The sequence below is a fragment of the Streptococcus sp. 27098_8_73 genome (genome assembly GCF_041432495.1).
In the GTDB taxonomy this organism is placed as follows: Bacteria; Bacillota; Bacilli; order Lactobacillales; family Streptococcaceae; genus Streptococcus.
In genome coordinates this window covers 25,673-41,779 of record NZ_JAPVZT010000006.1, presented here as the reverse complement: position 1 = coordinate 41,779, position 16,107 = coordinate 25,673, and the positions used below count along the sequence as shown (strand labels likewise).

General features: G+C 43.9%; 13 protein-coding genes and 2 pseudogenes. 10 read left to right on the top strand and 5 right to left on the bottom strand.

Features of this window, described 5'->3' with window-relative positions; all coding sequences use genetic code 11:
• Window positions 1–3 precede the first annotated feature (3 nt).
• The 3 genes from O3651_RS05465 to O3651_RS05455 all read right to left on the bottom strand — a co-directional run bounded on the left by O3651_RS05465 (window position 4) and on the right by O3651_RS05455 (window position 2,808).
• Window positions 4–525 carry a DUF1697 domain-containing protein gene (locus O3651_RS05465; protein WP_371609812.1) on the bottom strand — a complete coding sequence of 174 codons (522 nt, stop codon included), beginning with the start codon at window positions 523–525 and terminating at the stop codon, window positions 4–6.
• 13 nt (window positions 526–538) lie between these two features.
• Window positions 539–1,720, bottom strand: coding sequence for an NAD(P)/FAD-dependent oxidoreductase (locus O3651_RS05460; RefSeq protein ID WP_371609811.1), 1,182 nt, complete (start codon window positions 1,718–1,720; stop codon window positions 539–541).
• Window positions 1,721–1,881: 161 nt separating this feature from the next.
• Window positions 1,882–2,808 carry an aldo/keto reductase family oxidoreductase gene (locus O3651_RS05455; RefSeq protein WP_371609810.1) on the bottom strand — a complete coding sequence of 309 codons (927 nt, stop codon included), beginning with the start codon at window positions 2,806–2,808 and terminating at the stop codon, window positions 1,882–1,884.
• A gap of 274 nt (window positions 2,809–3,082) precedes the next feature.
• Between O3651_RS05455 and rpsO the strand changes: the two genes are divergently transcribed.
• From rpsO to O3651_RS05405, 10 genes and pseudogenes are all read left to right on the top strand, one after another.
• Window positions 3,083–3,352: a 30S ribosomal protein S15 gene (gene rpsO / locus O3651_RS05450; protein WP_001018251.1), complete on the top strand. Its 270-nt coding sequence runs from the start codon at window positions 3,083–3,085 to the stop codon at window positions 3,350–3,352.
• Between the two features lie 359 nt (window positions 3,353–3,711).
• Window positions 3,712–4,125, top strand: a pseudogene (locus O3651_RS05445) (YjdF family protein).
• Between the two features lie 221 nt (window positions 4,126–4,346).
• Entirely contained in the window at window positions 4,347–6,158 is a 1,812-nt protein-coding gene (gene glmS, locus O3651_RS05440) for a glutamine--fructose-6-phosphate transaminase (isomerizing) (protein WP_371609809.1), read from the top strand.
• A gap of 213 nt (window positions 6,159–6,371) precedes the next feature.
• Window positions 6,372–7,431 (top strand): annotated as a pseudogene (locus tag O3651_RS05435) (LLM class flavin-dependent oxidoreductase).
• Window positions 7,432–7,682: 251 nt separating this feature from the next.
• Complete coding sequence (locus O3651_RS05430; RefSeq protein ID WP_005591158.1) at window positions 7,683–8,681, top strand: uroporphyrinogen decarboxylase family protein; 999 nt, start codon at window positions 7,683–7,685, stop codon at window positions 8,679–8,681.
• Between the two features lie 15 nt (window positions 8,682–8,696).
• Window positions 8,697–9,581, top strand: a complete 885-nt coding sequence (locus O3651_RS05425; protein ID WP_005591157.1) for a transporter substrate-binding domain-containing protein — start codon at window positions 8,697–8,699, stop codon at window positions 9,579–9,581.
• A gap of 21 nt (window positions 9,582–9,602) precedes the next feature.
• Window positions 9,603–10,295, top strand: a complete 693-nt coding sequence (locus O3651_RS05420) for an amino acid ABC transporter permease (RefSeq protein ID WP_005591156.1) — start codon at window positions 9,603–9,605, stop codon at window positions 10,293–10,295.
• Between the two features lie 3 nt (window positions 10,296–10,298).
• A complete protein-coding gene (locus O3651_RS05415; protein WP_005591155.1) occupies window positions 10,299–10,985 on the top strand; it encodes an amino acid ABC transporter permease in 687 nt (228 codons plus the stop codon).
• 12 nt (window positions 10,986–10,997) lie between these two features.
• Window positions 10,998–11,762 (top strand): amino acid ABC transporter ATP-binding protein, encoded by a 765-nt coding sequence (locus O3651_RS05410; RefSeq protein WP_005591154.1) that lies wholly within the window; start codon window positions 10,998–11,000, stop codon window positions 11,760–11,762.
• Window positions 11,763–12,195: 433 nt separating this feature from the next.
• Window positions 12,196–14,307, top strand: coding sequence for an ATP-dependent Clp protease ATP-binding subunit (locus O3651_RS05405; protein WP_371609885.1), 2,112 nt, complete (start codon window positions 12,196–12,198; stop codon window positions 14,305–14,307).
• Window positions 14,308–14,418: 111 nt separating this feature from the next.
• Here the strand turns inward: O3651_RS05405 and O3651_RS05400 are convergent, their stop codons facing one another.
• The gene (locus tag O3651_RS05400) at window positions 14,419–15,291 is read right to left on the bottom strand and encodes an AraC family transcriptional regulator (RefSeq protein ID WP_111705339.1); all 873 of its coding nucleotides are present in this window, start codon (window positions 15,289–15,291) and stop codon (window positions 14,419–14,421) included.
• A 266-nt stretch (window positions 15,292–15,557) separates the two neighbouring features.
• Window positions 15,558–15,908, bottom strand: coding sequence for a hypothetical protein (locus tag O3651_RS05395; protein ID WP_371609808.1), 351 nt, complete (start codon window positions 15,906–15,908; stop codon window positions 15,558–15,560).
• Window positions 15,909–16,107 lie beyond the last annotated feature (199 nt).

The following is a 16,107-nucleotide window of genomic DNA, read 5'->3' as shown; positions in this document are numbered from 1 at the left end:
CTCCTATTTTGTTAGTAATTTTTCTACTACGTTTAACTTTCTCATGGTCAGATCCACGCCAAACAATTTTTCAAGATAGTTGGTATTGAGCTTTTTTCTTTTTGCAGTTCTAGGAAGATAGAGGTAGAGACAGTGATCGCCTATACAGATTTCTTCCTCACCGTAGTCAGCTTTCAATTTTTCTAATGGTAGACTTTGGATAAATCCCTGATAAAGAATCACATGTACACGATCGTGAAGATAGCCTTCTTTAAATGGATTCTCATGAACAATCTTTTCAAAATCATTCTTATTCTTGATAACTATTTTTAAGTCGGCTCCAATTTTTTCCTTTATCAGAATATGAACGCGTTTTCGTATTTCTTCTAGATCTAAGTCGCTTTCAAGGATGATATTCCCACTTTGAATATAGGTTCGAACGTGTTGAAAACCAGCTTCTGTCAAAATATCTACCAAATAAGACATTTTCGGGATAGCATTTTTTCCATTAGGAGTAACGCCTCTTAGTAAAATAATATGTTCCAAAGGACTTCCTTTCTTACTTGGTATTTATTGGATTTGAGCCTGCCACCCAGCCGGTACAGAGGGCAGAAGTGATGTTAAAGCCCCCCGTGTGGGCATTGATGTCTAGGACCTCTCCAGCAAAGTGGAGGCCGGGAACCAGTTTACTTTCCAAAGTTTTAGGATTGATTTCCTTGAGGCTGACGCCTCCTTTGGTAACAAAGGACTTGGCAAGAGACATTTTGCCAGTCACAGGGATTTCGAGTGCTTTGATAGACTGTAGAAGTTGTTCCCGTTCCTTTTCAGTCAGTTGTTTGACTTTTTCAGGATATCCTTGAACAAAAAATTCTGCCAAGCGTTCTGGAAGCAAGGTTTTTAAAGCATTTTTCAAGGATTTTTCCCGGTTTTCTTCTAAAAAGTCCGCTAAATCCTGCTGACTCATCTGAGGCAAGACATCTAGATAGATGGTCTCGCCGCCCTTGACAAAGCTAGACAAGCGCAGAGCTGCCGGACCGGATAGGCCAAAGTGGGTAAAGAGCAGGTCGTGGGTGATGATATGCTTGCCATAGCTGAGGGTTACATCGTCCAGCGAAATCCCCTGAAGCGCTTTGTGAGGAAAGTCAGTCAGAAGCGGACTTTCAGCGGCCTCAAGTTCGGTCACAGTATGCTTAAAGTGTCGGGCAATATCATGGCCAAAACCAGTCGAGCCAGTTGAAGGGTAGGACTTGCCGCCAGTCGTCACAATCAACTTCTGGCAGGTCCAAGTCTGGTCGCTGGCTCTGATAGTGAAAAGATCTTCAGTTTTTTTGACGGAGACGATTTCAGTATTGGTGATGATAGTGCCACCCAGCTCTGCAATTTTCTTTTCCAAAGCTTCGATAATGGTGCGGGACTTGTCTGTCGCAGGGAAAACACGTCCGTGGTCTTCAACCTTGAGTTTGACACCATTCTCTGTAAAGAAGTTGATGATATCATGATTATCAAACTGGGAAAAAACGCTGTAAAGAAAGCGTCCGTTGCCCGGAATACCGGCCATGAGGTCATCTAGGTTTCCGTTATTGGTCACATTGCAGCGGCCACCACCCGTTCCGGCTAGTTTCTTGCCCAATCGTTTATTTTTCTCAAGGAGCAGGGTCTTCTGTCCGTAGAAAGAACTGGAAATGGCAGCCATCATGCCGGCCGGTCCTCCGCCGATGATGATTGTGTCGAAATGGTTCATTTGTTTTTTCCTTTCGTAAAATAGGAATTTTATATGCTAGTTAATCTTGCGCAAGGTGATTTGCCCTTTAAGCTATACAGTGGACATGCCTTGGTCAGATTTTTAAACAGTTCTTCAGCTAGCATCTTGGTAGAAAATTAATCGGATTTTAGGCTCATTTTTTAAGGAAGATCTTTTCCAGAGGCACAATAGATTTCGTACCATTCTTTTCTAGTCAGTTCAATATCTGTCGCCTTGGATGATTCGATGATGCGGCTAGCCTTGGTCGTGCCGATGACCGCCTGCATGTGGGCTGGATAGCGTAGCACCCAAGCAATAGCCACTGCCGATGGTGATATTTGGTATTTATCGGCCAGTCGGTTTAAGACGGCATTGAGCTTGGAGTATTTATCCGAACCGACAAAAACGCCTTCGAAATAGCCATGCTGGAGGACAGACCAAGCCTGAATCACGACATCGTTGAGGCGGCAGTATTCGAAAATACTACCGTCACGCATATTTGCGGCTGTTCCCTCCATGTTGACGTGGAAGCTGGACTCAAAAGCAGGTGAAAAAGCTGCGCTCAATTGGAGCTGATTTGCCACCAAGGGCTGCTTGACCTCTTTTTTGAGTAGCTCCATTATCATAGGATTCTGGTTGGACACTCCAAAATCAAGAACTTTTCCTTGAGATTTGAGCAGATCGAAAGCTTCAGCGATTTCACTGGGCTCCATCAGGGCATCTGGTCGATGCAAGAGCAGAGAGTCCAGATGGTCCACGCCTAAGCGCTGTAAAATACCGTTTGTTGCCTCTAGGATATAGTCTTTGGAAAAGTCAAAGTAGGTAAATTCTTCTACGCGGATTCCCACTTTGGACTGGATCCACATTTTATCCCGTAGGTCAGGTCGATTTTTGAGCACTTGTCCCAGAATTTCTTCGCACTTGCCTCCACCGTAGATATCGGCTAAGTCAAAAGCATTAATTCCGACTGACAAGGCTGTTTCGACCAGTTCTTCCACCTCTTTGGGTGTCATTTGGGCAATTCGCATCAGCCCTATGATAATCTGGGAAATTTCTCGTTTACTTTCTCCAAACTCAAGATATTTCATAAACTCTTCTCCTCGTGTCATCTTAATCCCAGTATAAGCTAAACCCGCTCCAAAGTCAAAAATGACTGGCTAGATCGAACTTTGGAGAAAATGTGTAGAAAATTCTCGTTTTGGCTAATGAAATTTGGCTGACTTTGTCGGAAAAAGTAGAAGATTTGACAAAAACTTGGCTTCCTGATAGAATAAGAATGTCTTAAAGACAAATAACTTCTTCTTGGTTGCAGGAATTGCCAAGCCTGTCACTCGGATGAAGCGTAAAGAAAAGGAGCTTATCATGGCAATCTCAAAAGAGAAAAAAAATGAAATCATTGCACAATATGCACGTCACGAAGGTGATACAGGTTCAGTAGAGGTTCAAGTTGCTGTCCTTACTTGGGAAATCAACCACCTTAACGAACACATCAAACAACACAAAAAAGACCACGCTACTTACCGTGGTTTGATGAAGAAAATCGGTCGCCGTCGTAACTTGCTTGCATACTTGCGTAAAAACGATGTTAACCGTTACCGTGAGTTGATCAACTCTCTTGGACTTCGTCGCTAATCTTGCGTTTAAAACGTTTCTATACTTCGTTGACTTCGTCTCGTCGCCTAGTCTATGAACGTTTTATCTAGCAAGAATAAAGCTCTCTGATCTCAGAGGGCTTTTTTATTTTCACTAGAATTTTAGTCTGAGCTCAAGTTAGCTCTCTGACTTTATAGGTTTTTCGTTATCCTTACTTTGTCTTCGATCAGTACAAATTTTAGCTCTTCTTGAATTTTTAAGAAAATCTTGCTAGACTGTAGCTACTAAGATAAAAACACAGTTCTGGTTGGTAGTCCAGACGCAAAAAATCCATTTTTTGTCAGTAACCTTCCTCCTTGGTTGTCCATTCTTAGGGATTTTTTTAAGGAGGTGCTGTCATGGATACGATTTCAATGACGCTGACAGTTTATTTTGAAGAGGGATTTTGGCACGGTCTTTTCGAGCAGGAACATGCTCAATCTTATAGAGTTTGCCGAGTCACCTTTGGTGCAGAGCCTAGTACGCAGGAATTGTTGGATTTTCTAAACCGTTATTATCATCGGTTGCAGTTTAGTCCCAGCATCAGGGTGAAGGAAAAGATTAAGTCCATCAATCCCAAACGCCTGCAGAGACAGGCTAAAAAAGAGCAGCTTGCTTCACGGTCTTCAAAGTCTCAGGAAGCGCTGAAGCTGCAATTTGAAGAGCAAAAACAAATCGCTCGCATCAAGCGCAAGCAATAAAAAGAACTAGCTAAGCAAAGGAAATTCGAACTCAAACAGCAAAAAAGATTGGAAAAGCACAAGGGGCATTGAGCCTGGTTTTTCTGATTGCTATGAAAAGTCTTCTGTCGGGAGGCTTTTTTTGTTTCTTAAACAAATTTCCCTGCCTCGAAACTATACCAATTTTATGTTGACAAATGTCAAATCGGTGTGTATAATGTCTTTGTCTCTCGATAAAAAGATAAATAAGACTATACCAATTTTCAATAAAGGAGGAACTAGCTTTTTGCCAGTAAAAGGCTAGAAATAAATCTATGTGTGGAATCGTCGGAGTTGTGGGAAACCGCAATGCAACAGATATTTTGATGCAAGGACTTGAAAAGTTAGAATACCGAGGCTATGATTCGGCTGGAATTTTTGTGACAACAGGAGAAAAATCCAGTCTGGTCAAGTCTGTTGGTCGGATTGCAGATCTTCGTGCTAAGATTGGCATGGATGTGGCAGGTTCAACAGGTATTGGACATACGCGCTGGGCAACCCACGGAAAACCAAGTGAGAATAACGCCCATCCTCACACTTCTCAGACAGGCCGTTTTGTTTTGGTTCACAACGGTGTGATTGAAAATTACCTGGATATCAAAAATAACTATCTTGCTGGTCATGATTTTAAAGGCCAGACAGATACAGAAATTACAGTTCATTTGATTGGGAAATTCGCGGAAGAAGACGGACTCTCTGTTCTTGAAGCTTTCCGCAAGGCTCTTCACATTATCGAAGGTTCTTACGCTTTTGCTTTGGTAGACGCTCAGGATCCTTCTACGATCTACGTTGCCAAAAACAAATCTCCGCTTTTGATTGGCTTGGGTGACGGCTACAACATGGTCTGCTCCGATGCCATGGCTATGATTCGTGAGACCAGCGAATACATGGAAATCCATGATAAAGAGCTGGTTATCGTGACGGCTAATAGCGTAGAAGTGCAAGACTACGAAGGAAATGTTCTTGAACGTGGTAGTTATACTGCTGAACTGGACTTGTCTGATATCGGCAAAGGTACTTATCCATACTACATGCTGAAGGAAATTGACGAGCAGCCGACCGTGATGCGTAAGCTGATCAGCACTTATGCGGATGAAAATAATAAAATGCTGATTGATCCAGCTATCATCAAGACAGTCCAAGAAGCGGATCGCATTTATATCATTGCTGCTGGAACTTCTTATCATGCGGGTTACGCTTCTAAACGAATGCTGGAAGAGCTGACAGATACGCCAGTTGAACTGGGAATTTCTTCTGAATGGGGCTATGCTATGCCGCTTCTGAGCAAGAAACCACTTTTTATCTTTATTAGCCAATCTGGTGAGACAGCTGATAGCCGCCAAGTCTTGGTCAAGGCTAATGAACTGGGCATTCCTAGCCTGACAGTGACCAATGTGCCAGGCTCAACCTTGTCTCGTGAAGCCAAGCATACCCTGCTTCTCCATGCTGGACCAGAAATTGCTGTGGCTTCAACCAAAGCCTACACTGCACAAATCGCTGCCCTAGCTTTCTTGGCCAAGGCGGTTGGTGATGCCAATGGCAATGAAAAAGCCAAGAAGTTTGATTTGGTTCATGAGCTGTCTATCGTAGCCCAGTCTATCGAGTCTACCCTTTCTGAGAAAGAATTGATCGAAAGCAAGGTTCGTGACTTGTTGGCGGAAACTCGTAGCGCCTTTTATATCGGCCGTGGTCAGGATTATTATGTGGCGATGGAAGCTAGTCTTAAGCTTAAGGAAATTTCCTACATTCAGTGTGAAGGCTTTGCGGCAGGAGAGCTCAAGCATGGTACTATTTCTCTGATTGAAGAGGGAACACCTGTGCTAGCTCTGCTTTCAGACGAAGTCTTGGCGAGCCATACTCGCGGAAATGTTTCTGAAGTTGTGGCGCGTGGAGCCAAAGTTTTGACCATTGCGGAGGAAAATGTGGCTAAGGATGGAGACGATATTGTCCTGAGCCAAGTTCACCCTTACCTGTCACCAATCTCTATGGTGGTGCCAACTCAATTGATTGCTTATTTTGCGACCTTGCATCGCGGATTGGATGTGGATAAACCACGCAATCTCGCTAAATCTGTAACGGTAGAATAACCGTCTTAATGAATCTCGATAAGAATACCAAGCCTCAGATTTTTCTGGGGCTTTTGGTATGGTATTTGGTGATGGTGCTCTTTGGAAGTCTCTTTCTATCATGATAAAACCATGTTATTCTATGCAGATGGACAATAGGTTGAGCATCATTTTTGCATATATCACTAATTAGTGATAAAGTATTTTTATCTTAAATATCAGGAGGACAAAAACATGGTGGAATTAGGTATTTCTACTTTTGGAGAGACAACGCCACTGGAGGGTACAGGACAGACCTATACTCATGACGAACGGATTCGGCAACTGGTAGCAGAGATTGAGCTGGCAGACAAGGTGGGACTGGACGTGTATGGCATTGGAGAGCATTGGAGAGCATCACCGAGAGGACTTTGCGGTCTCTGCGCCGGAGATTGTGCTGGCGGCTGGTGCGGTCAAGACAGAGAAGATTTGCCTGACCAGTGCTGTCAGTGTCCTGTCGAGCTTGGATCCTATTCGAGTCTACCAGCAGTATGCGACGATTGATGCATTGTCAAATGGCAGAGCAGAGGTCATGGCTGGCCGTGGCTCTTTTATCGAGTCCTTTACGCTCTTTGGCTATGACTTGAAGGATTATGAAGAGCTTTTTGATGAAAAGCTGGACCTGCTCCTCTATGCCAGTGCCGAGACGCGGTTGAATTGGAAGGGCAAGCTGACGCAAGCTATTGATAATCGGGAAGTCTACCCACGGGCGGTGCAAGAAACATTGCCAGTTTGGGTAGCGACAGGGGGCAATGTCGAGTCCACCATTAAGGTCGCCCAGAAAGCCCTACCGATTGCGTATGCCATTATCGGTGGACAGCCTAAGCGCTTCAAGCCCCTGCTGGATGTGTATCGCCGGATTGGGCAGGAAAGTGGGCACTCAGATGAAAAGTTGAAGATCGCTGCCCACTCTTGGGGCTGGGTCATGGAGAACAATGAGGAGGCGGTCCGGACTTACTTCCATCCGACCAAGCAGGTAGTGGACGCTATATCCAAGGACCGCCCTCACTGGCGGGAGATGACCTATGAGCAATACCTAGATCAGGTAGGACCAGAGGGGGCCATGTTTGTCGGCAGTCCTGAAAAGGTCGCTCAGAAATTGATCAAGATGATAGAGGAGCTGGGTTTGGACCGCTTCATGCTACATCTGCCGTTGGGATCGCTTCCGCATGAGCGGGTTCTCCAGTCTATCGAACTCTTTGGCACCAAGGTTGCACCGCTCGTGCGGGAGTATTTTGCAGCTAAGAGTAAGTAAGATTGGAGTAGCAGTTTTTTGATAAAAATTACTTATCTCGTCTATAGAAAATATATATCTTGCCTTTCTAAAAATAGTAAGAAAAACAGGTTTTTCATAGAAAGCTGAAAAACCTTGGTAAAGCTAGCTTGAGCTAGCTTTTTTAATTTACTCTTATAAATATTTTTAATCGGGCTGATAGGAAATATATATTTGGAAAGCTCACTTTTCAGTGATATGATAATAGCAATCAAATTGAAAAGGAGCAAGATATGTCTAAAAGAGAGTTGGTTTTAAAAGCCTTTAAGGGGGAAAAAGTTGACCGAGTGCCAGTTGGTTTCTGGCATCATTTTACCAGCGAGGATGAGTGGCTGGCTGGTTTTGGCAATCAGACTATTATTGAGAAAAATCTGGCAGGCCATCAAGCATTTCTATCAGAAGTCAAGCCAGACTTTGTCAAACTGATGAGCGATGGTTATTTTGCCTATCCGAATGAGCGCTTGAAAAAAGTCCAATCTATCAAGGAGTTGGAAGATATCGAGCCGCTAGGCGCTGACCATCCTTGGATCAGTGAGCAGGTGGAGCTGGTTCAAAAGATTAGGGCTGGCTTCACAGAGGATTTGGTTGCTATTTACAATATTTTTGCGCCAGTAACCTACTTTAAATGGTTGGTTGGCAAGGTTGCTGGAGGAGATGACATCATTGCAGATTTTCTAGCAGAAGATGCGGAAGTGACAAAGCGGGTGCTGGATGTGATTGCTCAAGATATTGCGGCTCTGACAGAACGCATTATCAAGGAAGCTGGTGCAGATGGAATTTACCTCAGCGTTCAGAGCATTCAGGATGCGAGAGTGTCGGCCGAAGACTACAAGGCATTCATCGCTCCCAGTGAATTAGCGGTGCTGGAAGCAGCCAATGCAGCTGGCGGAGTAAATATTCTGCATATTTGTGGCTACGAAGGTGCGCGAAATGACGTTCATCTTTTCACAGATTATCCAGCTCAAGTTATTAACTGGGCAGTGGGGCCAGAAGGCATCAGTTTGGCAGAAGGTCGCAAATTATTCGGCGGTCGGACCGTTCTCGGTGGTTTTGAAAATGGCAAGACTGGTTTGCTCTACACAGGTAGCCAAGAAGCTATTCAAAATGAGACTAAGCGCTTGATAGCAGAGGCTGGTAAGGATGCTTTGATTATCGGGGCTGACTGCACCATCCCAAGCGATATTGATCCAGAGCGGATTGAGTGGGTTCGCCAAGCAGCAAGTTTAGCATAAGAAGGAGACGAAAGAATGAGTAAGAAAAAATGGATTATCGGTGGAGTAGCTGTGATTGCTATTGTTGCCGCAACTTATTTGGGACGGACCTTGACGGGGGCTTCATCCAGCAAGGCGAGTAGTTCGACATCAGGCAGTGACAAGGTCACGACTTTAAAAGTAGCTCATACGCAAAACTACGTTCCTTACGACTTTTTGGACGAAAAAGGCAAGTCAGATGGCTATGAAGTGGCTGTACTCAAGGCCATTGATGAAAAATTGCCAGATTATCAGTTCGAATATACTGGCACCAGTGACGAAGATCTTTTGATTGGTTTGGAATCTGGGAAATATGATATCGGAACCAAGGGAGCTTGGTACACGGAAGAGCGGGCTAAGAAGTTCATCATTCCAGAAAGTCCTATCGGAGCTAGTATCATCGGCTTCACCATTCGAAAAGCAGACGCAAATAAATTTAAAAATATTGATGATTTTGCCAAAGAAAAAGGGAAATTGGTGCCGATTTCACCACAGAATGCTCAATGGACAGTGATTGAAGAGTACAACAAAAAGCACAATGCTAGTCCAATTGAGTTGACCGCAGCAGAGTCTTTTCAGATATCGGATGCCTATGCTTGGGTCTTGGAAGGTCGCTATGATGCCTTCTTTGATATCAAATTGTCCTTTGAAAAAGCTGTCACAGACAAGGTAGGTTCCTATCATCAGTATGCGGACCAGTTGAGCTGGTTCCCTTATAAGGGTATCCCTACCTATCCACTCATTCATAAAGATAAAAAGAATGAAGAGTTTGCCAAAGCCTATGAAAAGGCTATTAAAGAGCTAGAAAAAGATGGGACACTCTCTAAATTATCGGAAAAATACTTTGGTGAAGATGTCTTTTCTTATGTAGATAAAGACTAAAAGCTGGAGAAAGGAGACCGTATGGTCGCTTATGATTTGTCCCGTGTTTTTGGCCTGCTGCCTGGTTTGTTACAGGCCTTGCCGACTACTTTATGGATTATGTTCGTGACGGTTTTAATTGGCTCCTTGCTAGGTGGTCTGTTGGCCTGGGCTCAGGTTGTGGAGGAGCCGACTTTTGCTGGTCTGGCTAGAGGATATATATTTATCCTTCGGTGTACACCGCCTATTGTCTTGCTCTTCTTGGTCTTCTATGGCATTCCAGAGTTTTTAAAATGGTGGTTGGGACTGGATATCAACAATTGGTCACGGACCGTATTTGTCATCATTACCATGATTCTGCTCTTTGCGGCCATGATTGCAGAAGTCTTCAAGGCAGCTTATCTTGCTGTTCCCAAGGGACAGACCGAGGCAGGTCTCAGTATTGGCTTGACACCAGTGCAGACTTTTCTGCGGATCATTCTGCCACAAGCTTTTCGTATTGCCCTGCCCAATTTGACTACCGCCTTTCTTAATCTCATGCGGGATGCTGCGCTGGCCTATACGATTGGGGCAGTGGATGTTATGGGAGCGGGGCAAAATCTCATCAGCCGGAATCTGGGCAATTATTCCCTCGAAACCTATACAGCGGTGGCCTTGATTTACTGGGGGATTGCCCTAGTGGTCTCGCTGGCTTCCCAGCTTCTGGAAAAAAGTCTGACAGTCAAGGAGAGGTAAAGCATGGATTTGAATTATATTGTAAATACCTTTCTGGTTACTTTGAAGGGCATACCGGTCACACTGATTATCATGATAGTGGCTATTCTGCTCAGCTTTATTCCAGCCCTTCTCTTAGCTCTAGGTCAGATTTATAAAGTTCGAGGTGTGCGAACCTTTTCGGTGGTTTATCTGGCCTTCATTCGGGCGACGCCGCCCATTTTACTTATCCTCTTTTTCTACAGTCTATTTCCTAGCTTGCTGAATCAATTTTTCAAAAGTCTAGGCAGTCAGGTAGACGTCTTTAAGTTCAATCCGCTTTACTATGCTTTCATCATCTATAGCTTGATGACAACAGGGAGTTTATCGGAAATCTTGCGCTCTGCTATTTTGACAGTGGATAAAGGGCAGTTGGAGGCGGCTCAAGCGATTGGTTTAACGAATTTTCAAGCTTATCGGAGAATTGTTTTTCCTCAGGCTCTGCGTTCTGCCCTGCCCAATCTCGCCAATCTGGTTATCAATTTGGTTAAGGGGACCTCACTGGTATTTGTCATGACGGTCAAGGATATTACAGCTTTGGCTAAGGTCGAAGCCTCTCATTCTTACCAGTATTCAGAGTCTTACTTAGTGATTTTTGTTATTTATCTCATTATCTGCGGCTTGATTCAGTGGATGTTTAGAAGCTTGGAAAAGCGCTACGCTCTTGCTTAGGAAGGAAAGATTATGTTAGAAGTAAAACATATCTCCAAACGATTTGGAGAGCACCAGGTGCTGGCAGATGTCAGTCTCAGGGTCAATCAAGGCGACGTTGTGGTAATTCTTGGTCCCTCAGGCTCTGGGAAAACAACATTTCTGCGCTGTCTGAATCACTTAGAAAAGGCGGATGGCGGCCAGCTGACTTTGGCTGGTAAGGACTATGATTTGGCCAAACTTAGCAAAAAGGAGATTTTGGAAATACGCAGAAAGACGGCCTTTGTCTTCCAACATTATAATCTCTTTGCCAATAAAACAGCCCTTGAAAATATCTTAGAGGGCTTAGTGATCGCTCGTAAGATACCGAGAGAAGAAGCGCTTGAGATTGCGGAAGATGCCTTGAAGCGCGTGGGCCTTTTAGCCTACAAGGACTACTATCCTTCTCAACTATCAGGCGGCCAGCAGCAGCGGATTGGGATTGCCCGCGCCATTGCTGTCAAGCCAGATGTCATCCTGCTGGATGAGCCAACTTCGGCTCTAGATCCGGAACTGGTCGGTGAAGTGCTCAGTGTCATGAAGCAGCTGGCTCAGGAGGGAGTGACCATGGTCGTTGTGACCCACGAGATGAGCTTTGCCCGTGATGTGGCCAACCATGTCATCTTTATGGACGGAGGTCACATCATCGAAGAAAATCCTCCACAGGAATTCTTCACCAGTCCCAAGGAGGAGCGGACCAAACAGTTTCTGTCCCGCATTCTGTCGGATGCCAGTTATAGTGTAGAGTATATGATTTAACTTGTATCAAAATAGAGAAGCTTTCTTCACATTTCTATGTGGGGGAAGTTTTTTGACTTTTAAAAAATTATGTAATTTTTTTGTTAAAACCTATTGACAAGGGAGTAAAAAGGATGTATAATTACAACTGTAAACAAAAAGTTTACACAGAATTTATTCAGAAGATGAGGATGTAGCCAGTAGGCGATTATTTTTGGGAGGATTAAAAATTATGTAACATTATATTCTTCTGAAATAGATCCAACTCATCCATAAAGTAAGAGACTGAAGGAGTCTTAATTTTTGGAAATAGAATAAGTTATGTAAAATAATAGATAGGAGAAGATCTCCGATATGAACATAAATGTACAGTAGGTAAGAAAGAGATTTCTTATCTGAAACTTTAGTAAATGAAAAAAATGATATAAAAACGTATAAAAAGTGAGGAAAAATGATGAACAACAATTACAACAATTTTAACAGTATGGACGACCTTTTCAACCAACTCATGGGGCGCATGGGCGGCTACAACAGCGAACACCGGCGCTACTTGATCAATGGTAGAGAGGTCACACCGGAAGAGTTTGCTCAGTACCGAGCTACTGGCAAGCTCCCTGGTCAAGTAGTTGGCGAACAGGATGTGCAAGCTGGAGCGCATGGGCCTAAGCAAGATGGCATTCTGGCTAAGCTAGGTCGCAATTTGACTCAAGAAGCGCGTGATGGTAAGTTAGATCCAGTCATTGGACGCAATAAGGAAATCCAAGAAACAGCTGAAATTCTTTCTCGCCGGACTAAGAATAATCCAGTTCTGGTCGGTGATGCCGGAGTTGGTAAGACAGCTGTCGTAGAAGGATTGGCTCAGGCTATTGTCAATGGTGATGTGCCAGCGGCCATCAAGAATAAAGAAATTATTTCTGTCGATATTTCCGGTCTGGAAGCTGGTACTCAATATCGTGGTAGCTTTGAAGAAAATATCCAAAACTTGGTCAATGAAGTCAAGGAAGCCGGCAACATCATCCTCTTCTTTGACGAAATCCATCAAATTCTGGGGGCTGGCTCTACTGGCGGAGATAGTGGCTCTAAGGGCTTGGCAGATATTCTCAAACCAGCGCTTTCTCGCGGTGAGTTGACCGTTATCGGGGCTACTACTCAAGACGAGTACCGCAATACCATTCTCAAAAATGCAGCTCTGGCTCGTCGTTTCAATGAAGTTAAGGTCAATGCACCATCTGCCGAAGATACCTATCAGATCCTTCGAGGCATTCGGGACTTGTACGAAAAGCACCACAATGTCATCCTGCCGGATGAAGTGCTGAAAGCGGCTGTGGATTACTCTGTTCAGTATATTCCACAACGAAGCCTGCCAGACAAGGCGATTGACCTAGTCGACGTGACTGCTGCCCACTTGGCAGCCCAGCATCCAGTGACTGATGTTCATGCAGTTGAAAATGAGATTGCTGAACAGAAAGACAAACAGGAAGTAGCTGTTGAAAAAGAAGACTATGAAGCAGCTTTGAATGCTAAGACCCGCATTGAAGAGCTGGAAAAGAAGATCCAAAATCACACTGAGGATATGAAGGTGACGGCGACAGTCAATGATGTGGCAGAGTCTGTTGAACGAATGACTGGTGTGCCGGTATCTCAAATGGGCGCTAGCGATATTGAGCGCCTTAAGGGCATGAATGATCGTCTTAAAGCCAAGGTGATTGGCCAAGACAAGGCTGTAGAAGCTGTGGCTCGTGCCATCCGCCGTAATCGTGCAGGCTTTGATGAAGGCAACCGTCCAATCGGAAGCTTCCTCTTTGTTGGTCCAACTGGTGTTGGTAAGACTGAGCTTGCTAAGCAACTGGCTTTGGATATGTTCGGTACCAAGGATGCTATCATCCGTCTGGATATGTCTGAATACAGTGACCGCACAGCGGTTTCCAAGCTGATTGGTACGACTGCTGGTTATGTCGGCTATGATGACAACAACAACACCCTGACCGAGCGCGTGCGCCGCAATCCTTACTCTATCATTCTCTTGGATGAGATTGAAAAGGCGGATCCACAAGTGATTACCCTTCTTCTTCAAGTTCTGGATGACGGTCGCTTGACGGATGGTCAAGGGAATACTGTTAACTTCAAAAACACGGTTATCATTGCGACTTCCAATGCTGGCTTTGGCTACGAAGCAGGCTTGGAAGAGGATGCAGAAAAGCCGGATCTGATGGAGCGACTCAAACATTATTTCCGTCCAGAGTTCCTCAATCGTTTCAATGCGGTTATCGAGTTCTCTCATCTCAAGAAAGAAGATTTGATGGAAATTGTGAATCTCATGCTGGTTGAAGTAAATCAAACCTTGAGCAAGAAGGAAATTGATCTGGCAGTATCTGATGCGGCTAAGGAATTCCTGCGCGATGCTGGTTATGACCAAGTCATGGGTGTTCGTCCGCTTCGCCGCGTTATCGAGCAACAAATTCGTGACAAGGTGACTGACTTCCACTTGGATAATCTAGATGCTAAGCACTTGACTGCAGATATGGAAGATGGAACCTTGGTGATCCGTGAAAAATCAGCAGAATAACTACCTATAACTTTCAAAATCCCGTAAAACGAACAGATATTTAGTCTGTTCGTTTTTTTTATTAATCATGTTCAGATAAAAAAACCTCCAATCAGTTGACTGGAGATTTCCCTATTTCCTTCGATATTGACTGGGTGTCATTTGATAGTATTTCTTAAATTGTCGGTTGAAATTAGAAAGGTTATTAAAACCAGACTGGCTTGAGATTTCCAGAACTGACAGAGTGGAGTGCTGGAGGAGCTCGGCAGCCTTGCGCAGGCGAAATTGAATCAGATATTCGATGCAAGAAACGCCCAGATGTTTTTTGAAGAAATTCATGAAGTGCGTAGGACTGTAGCCGCAAATACCAGACAGCTGATCAATAGAGAGTTCTTCCTGATAATGCTCATTGATATAGTCGATGATAGACCGAATTTTCTCTTCCTTGCGGTAGCCCTCGGCAGATAGCTCCTTGGAGACGATATAGCCGTTTTCAAAGAGCAAGTAGAAGAGCTGATTGAGCTGGGCCTTGAGCTGAAATTCATAGTATTTCTTTTGGCAATAACCGGTTTCCATAGTAGCCAGCAGGCATTGACGAATTTCCTCATAGGCTTGATCAGTCGGCTTGATGACGTGGACAAAGTCCAATTGACCATTATAGAGAGGCTGTAAGTAGTGGATACTAGCATGATCCATGGCCGAATAGCCCATCAAGTCCAAGTGAAAGTTAATGGCATCCATGTAGTGGCGCTGCTGCTCAATCGGATGAATGGAGTGGAGGGCATTGGGACGAATCAGGACAATATCGCCTTTGTGGCTGTTAAAATAATGATCGTCGATATGAAATTGGGCACTTCCTTCGTGGACGTAAATGATTTCAACATCGGTGTGCCAGTGGAAGAGGATGTCAGGCTGGCCGTTTTCCGTAATGGTCCGCGTCAGAGAATAGGGGGTCCCTTGATTCTTATATTCAGTAGTTTTGTGCAATTGACCCAAATCCATCATGTCGCCCTCCTTCGTAGAATACTATCATTTTTTAAAATAATTAGACTAGAAAATGTGTTTGCCAACTATTATAATATAATTAAAAAGAAAATGAAAGTAGGAAAATAAAGAGGAGAAAATTTTCTGAAAGTCTAGTTTAGGCTGGCAGCGTGGATGAACCATTTAAGAATTTTTGGCGACCATCCAGCTCCTTATAAAATAAGAAAAGTGTGGAATTCATGGCTCTTCTGAGCTCATGTTGCTTCCACACTTTTTATTGTGCTGTTTTATCTAGCGGCCTTTTGTTCTTTATTTTTGTGAAGGATAAAGGAGTTTGAAAAACTCAGGCTTGCTAGTACAAAAAGAAGAAGGGTTGTTGCTGGATAGCTAAGGGAGATATGATTGGTTTTGATGATAAAGAGAAGGGCAAAGGCAAGAATGGCAAAGAAAACGCTGAGGATCCAAGTCATTCGGCGACTGAATAAGTGCTGTTCAAAGAGTAGAGGAATGAGGAGACAGCCTAGAAGAAGGCTCGTTGGGAAAACGACATACTCGGCGGAAAAAATAGTCAAGATACTCAGAGTGATAAACAGGCAGCTAAGTACATGATGGGTATAGTTGAGCCAATTTATTTTCATTGGAAAACCTCCTTTTGATGATTATTTGGATACGGTTGATGGTGTAAACACCACACTTTCACACCTTTATTATAAGTCTTTAAAAGTAAAAAGCAAGCGTTTACACTCTTTTTTTATCCAGTCCAGCAATCTTTTTCATTACTCTGAATTATCAGATATTTTCAAGCTTTCTGGTACTTCTTTTTCTTTCAAAAAATAG

Coding starts and splice junctions, on each gene's coding strand:
- O3651_RS05460 (WP_371609811.1), bottom strand. CDS start 1,720: ATGAACCATTTCGACACAATCATCATCGGCGGAGGACCGGCCGGCATG.
- O3651_RS05455 (WP_371609810.1), bottom strand. CDS start 2,808: ATGAAATATCTTGAGTTTGGAGAAAGTAAACGAGAAATTTCCCAGATT.
- rpsO (WP_001018251.1), top strand. CDS start 3,083: ATGGCAATCTCAAAAGAGAAAAAAAATGAAATCATTGCACAATATGCA.
- glmS (WP_371609809.1), top strand. CDS start 4,347: ATGTGTGGAATCGTCGGAGTTGTGGGAAACCGCAATGCAACAGATATT.
- O3651_RS05430 (WP_005591158.1), top strand. CDS start 7,683: ATGTCTAAAAGAGAGTTGGTTTTAAAAGCCTTTAAGGGGGAAAAAGTT.
- O3651_RS05425 (WP_005591157.1), top strand. CDS start 8,697: ATGAGTAAGAAAAAATGGATTATCGGTGGAGTAGCTGTGATTGCTATT.
- O3651_RS05420 (WP_005591156.1), top strand. CDS start 9,603: ATGGTCGCTTATGATTTGTCCCGTGTTTTTGGCCTGCTGCCTGGTTTG.
- O3651_RS05415 (WP_005591155.1), top strand. CDS start 10,299: ATGGATTTGAATTATATTGTAAATACCTTTCTGGTTACTTTGAAGGGC.
- O3651_RS05410 (WP_005591154.1), top strand. CDS start 10,998: ATGTTAGAAGTAAAACATATCTCCAAACGATTTGGAGAGCACCAGGTG.
- O3651_RS05405 (WP_371609885.1), top strand. CDS start 12,196: ATGAACAACAATTACAACAATTTTAACAGTATGGACGACCTTTTCAAC.
- O3651_RS05400 (WP_111705339.1), bottom strand. CDS start 15,291: ATGATGGATTTGGGTCAATTGCACAAAACTACTGAATATAAGAATCAA.
- O3651_RS05395 (WP_371609808.1), bottom strand. CDS start 15,908: ATGAAAATAAATTGGCTCAACTATACCCATCATGTACTTAGCTGCCTG.